At 69.2% G+C, this 3,449-nt stretch carries 5 protein-coding genes; 3 read left to right on the top strand and 2 right to left on the bottom strand.

What is annotated here, in order from left to right; all coding sequences use genetic code 11:
* Together ACFWYM_RS44900 and ACFWYM_RS44895 are read left to right on the top strand one after the other, a co-directional pair.
* The coding region (locus ACFWYM_RS44900) for an adenosylhomocysteinase (RefSeq protein ID WP_384851357.1) at positions 1-141 on the top strand (141 nt) is incomplete at its 5' end.
* Positions 142-250: 109 nt separating this feature from the next.
* Positions 251-907 (top strand): hypothetical protein, encoded by a 657-nt coding sequence (locus ACFWYM_RS44895; protein WP_384851356.1) that lies wholly within the window; start codon positions 251-253, stop codon positions 905-907.
* 50 nt (positions 908-957) lie between these two features.
* Here the strand turns inward: ACFWYM_RS44895 and ACFWYM_RS44890 are convergent, their stop codons facing one another.
* Entirely contained in the window at positions 958-1,935 is a 978-nt protein-coding gene (locus tag ACFWYM_RS44890) for an RDD family protein (protein ID WP_384851355.1), read from the bottom strand.
* Positions 1,936-2,024: 89 nt separating this feature from the next.
* On the opposite strand from ACFWYM_RS44890, the gene ACFWYM_RS44885 reads away from it, so the two are divergent.
* Positions 2,025-3,032 (top strand): stage II sporulation protein M, encoded by a 1,008-nt coding sequence (locus ACFWYM_RS44885; protein ID WP_384851354.1) that lies wholly within the window; start codon positions 2,025-2,027, stop codon positions 3,030-3,032.
* A 148-nt stretch (positions 3,033-3,180) separates the two neighbouring features.
* Here ACFWYM_RS44885 and ACFWYM_RS44880 read toward each other — a convergent pair.
* A partial coding sequence (locus tag ACFWYM_RS44880; RefSeq protein WP_384851353.1) for a hypothetical protein occupies positions 3,181-3,449 on the bottom strand: 269 nt, incomplete at its 5' end.

Raw genomic sequence — 3,449 nt, 5'->3', positions numbered from 1 at the left:
CCCAAGCACCTGGACGAGAAGGTGGCGCGGCTTCACCTGGACGCGCTGGGCGTCAAGCTCACCACGCTCCGTCCCGAGCAGGCCGCCTACATCGGTGTCGAGGTCGAGGGCCCGTACAAGCCCGACCACTACCGCTACTGACGGACAACTCACCGGCCGTCAGCCGCACTTGAGAGCAGGCCCTCGCCCCCGCGGCGGGGGCCTGCCCCCGTCAGGGCGGCCCCAGCACCAGACCGAGGACTTGATCCCCATGCCCCGCGGCCGATATTCGCTTCACGATCCGCACGATCACACCCCCCTCGGCGAAGAACACTTCCACTGCGCGCCCGGCCCCTCCGGCTGGCGCTACGTCGCCCAGCGGACCACCCCCTCCGGCGACCCCACCGGCTCCGTCGACCTGGCCCTCGACGACCGCGGCCGCCCCATCCGCCTCGAACTCCACTCCGCCGACTGGCAGGTCCGCGGCGCCGCTCTCGACGGCGTCACCTGGGTGCGCACCGACCCCACGGGAGAACACGCCACCGAAGGCAATGTCCGCGCCCACGCCTTCACCGGCACCTCCCCGGCGTTCCTCATCGCGACAGCCCGGCTCCTGCGCCTCACCCCCCACACCTCCGATTCCCCCGCGGCCCCCCAGCCGCCCGCACCGTCCCCCACGACCCGCGTACGCCTGGTCGCCTTCACGGATCCGGTCCTGGCCCCCCGCACCCTCGACCAGTCCTGGACCCTGCTGAAGAGAGAAGCACACGCCACTGACAACGGCCCGCTGACCGTGGACGAATACCAGGTCAGCGACCTGGAGACGGGCGAGCAGCACACGATCCACATCAGCGGCGACGTGGTCCTGGCCGCCCCCGGCATCGAGCTCGAGAACCTCGAATCCCCACCCAACGCCTTCACCACCTGACGGCCGCCCAGGCCATCCGACGCCCAACTCCCGCACCTGCCCCGGGCGTTCTAACCAGGCGGCGCGAACCCCGTCGCAGGCCCCTCGGTCCTCTCCGTACCCCCACCGCTCCCAGACTCGCGCCCGGCCCCGGCCACGGGCGGCGGCAGGGGAGCCCGCTCCATCGGCTGCTGCGCCCACCCCGCCGGAGGCACCATCCCCGGCGCACCCGCGGACGGCACCGGTGGCCCGACAGGAGCAGCACCACCGGCCATGCCCACAGGAGCGGCACCAACTGCCGCCCCACCAAAGGCCCTTCGCGCGTCACGCGTCTGACGTTCCTGCACCACAGCCGCCAGATAGGCGGCCGGGGGCACCCCGGGAGGCGCCGGAGTACCCGTACGGGCCGCCAGGTCAGCCGCGAGCCGCTCGGCCATCCCCCAACCCACCTGCGGATCCAACTGCCCCATCCGCGTCAGATATTGGCGGATCGCCAACCACAGCCCCTCCGGCACCCCGGACAGATCGAGCCCCGAGAACCGCCCGGCGAGCCAGGGCGGGGGAGGCGGAACGAAGGCGGCCCGCCCGGCGGGCACCCGCTCCCGTACGACCAGCGTCCCCGCGAACACATCACCGAGCCGCCGCCCGCGCGCCGAGACCAGCGACGCGATGCATGCGACGATCCCGAAAGTCAGCAGGATCTCGACCACACCGACGGCGCCCCGCACCAGCGCATGCCGAAAGCGGATCGGCCCGCCGTCGTCCCGCACCACCCGCAGCCCGCACGCCAGCTTTCCCAACGACCGGCCATGACTCAGCGTCTCCACCGCGATCGGCCCACCGACCAGCACCAACAGGAAGGTGGCCACCGCGACCGCAGCGGCCGCGGCGTCGTCCAGGGAAGCCGTCGAAGCCACGATCCCCACCGTCACCGCGAGATAGACCGCGAAGGCCGCCGCCAGATCGATGACCACGGCGAGCATCCGGCTCGGCAGCTTCGCGGGCCGCAGCTCCAGGGCCACCGCCTCACCTGTAACCAGCCCGCTCACGCTCGCCACCCTTCCCTGCCCTGCTCTTGGAACAGCCAGTCTGCCAAGCTGAGAACGCATCGCGCCGCAGTACGAGGAGCAGCCAGCTGATGGACCTCGATGTCTTCGTGTCCGCCCACCGAGCCGAGTGGGACCGTCTGGACGCACTGCTGCGCCGCCAGCGCCGTCTCACCGGCGCCGAAGCGGACGAACTCGTCGCTCTCTACCAACGTGCCGCCACCCACCTCTCGCTGATCCAGTCCACGACCCCGGACCCTCAGCTGACGGGCCGCCTCACCAACCTCGTGGCCCGCGCGCGTAGTGCCGTGACAGGAACCCGTCGTGCCTCCTGGCGCGACGTCACCCGCTTCCTCACGCACAGCTTCCCCGCGGCGGTCTACCGCTCACGTCATTGGTGGGTCCCCACCGCACTGCTCTCCACGGCCCTCGCGGCCCTGCTCGGCTGGTGGATCGGCACCCACCCCGAGGTGCAGTCGACGATCGGCGCCCCCTCCGAACTGCGCGACCTCACCCGCCCCGGCGGTGAGTACGAGACGTACTACTCGAGCCACCCCGCGGCGTCCTTCGCCGCTCAGGTGTGGACGAACAACGCACAGGCAGCCGCGATGTGCCTCGTCCTGGGCGGCTTCTTGTGCTTCCCCGTCATCTGGATCCTCTTCCAGAACATGCTCAACCTGGGCGTCGGTATCGGTCTGATGTCCTCGGCCGGCCGCCTCGACACCTTCCTCGGCCTCGTCCTCCCGCACGGCCTCCTCGAACTGACCGCGGTCTTCGTAGCCGCGGGTACGGGCCTGCGGCTCGGCTGGACGGTCATCGACCCAGGCCCGCGCACGCGTCGCACAGCCCTGGCGGAAGAAGGCCGCGCAGCCCTGGGCATGGCCATCGGCCTGGCCCTCGTCCTCTTCGTCTCCGGCGCCATCGAAGGCTTCGTCACCCCCTCCGGCCTCCCCACCTGGGCCCGCATCGGCATCGGCATCGCCGCCGAGCTCGCCTTCCTCACGTACGTCTACGTCCTCGGCGGCCGAGCGGCACGTACCGGTGAAACCGGCGACCTCGAGAGCAAGGAACGCAGCGCTGTGCTCCCGACCGCAGCGTGATGTGCGTCGGAACCCTCTGACCTGCTACTGTCCTCCTCGCCCCAAGAAAGCCGTTGACACGGACCAACTGGGGAGGTAGATTCGAACAGTTGCCTAGAACTGGACAAGTTCAACGGCAAGGGTTTAACATCTGCCTGCTTCTTGAATTTCATTGATCGAGAAGCCACTCCCGATAAATCGGAAATTCCAAGCCGGTCAGTCCGGCCGAAAACTTCTGATAAAGTCGGATCAGCCGAAAGGCAAAGGCCCTCCAACGGCCACCGGAAATGAAACTCCGAACCGGAAACGGAACGGAAAACGGATCTGGTAAGGTTGGAAACACGAAATACCGAAGGGAAGCGCCCGGAGGAAAGCCCGAGAGGGTGAGTACAAAGGAAGCGTCCGTTCCTTGAGAACTCAACAGCGTGCCAAAAATCA

The organism is Streptomyces sp. NPDC059009 (genome assembly GCF_042740175.1).
Taxonomy (GTDB): domain Bacteria; phylum Actinomycetota; class Actinomycetes; order Streptomycetales; family Streptomycetaceae; genus Streptomyces.
Note: the sequence above shows the minus strand (reverse complement) of the source record. Positions and strands in the feature narration are given on the sequence as shown.

Excerpts from the sequence above, each read along its gene's own strand:
- ACFWYM_RS44895 (WP_384851356.1), top strand. The coding sequence starts at position 251 with ATGCCCCGCGGCCGATATTCGCTTCACGATCCGCACGATCACACCCCC.
- ACFWYM_RS44885 (WP_384851354.1), top strand. The coding sequence starts at position 2,025 with ATGGACCTCGATGTCTTCGTGTCCGCCCACCGAGCCGAGTGGGACCGT.